1 protein-coding gene is annotated in these 230 nt (G+C 48.7%); it reads right to left on the bottom strand.

The features are described 5' to 3' along the window. The coding region (locus Q4528_RS16545; RefSeq protein WP_303522891.1) for a hypothetical protein at positions 1–207 on the bottom strand (207 nt) is incomplete at its 3' end. Between the last annotated feature and the right edge of the window lie 23 nt (positions 208–230).

A 230-nucleotide genomic window follows, 5' to 3' on the forward strand; every position in this document is an offset into this window, starting at 1 on the left:
GTGGATGTGTATTGCGCGAAACATTCCAGAGGAGTGCGGATCGGTAGACTCTTTTTGTGTAAGGCTCAACTCGGCGAAACGGTCATTTTTCTGGTCTAACATGGAGCAACCAAAGTTGGTGTCGCCGCTCTTCATTGACTTTGCTGCGATGAGGTCTGCCCAGTCTTCGTCAACCGAGTGAATATTCGGCTTTATTCCGACTGCCATTTGTCTTTTTTGGAGGCATTCGG

The organism is Staphylococcus pasteuri (assembly GCF_030547725.1).
GTDB lineage: Bacteria > Bacillota > Bacilli > Staphylococcales > Staphylococcaceae > Staphylococcus > Staphylococcus pasteuri.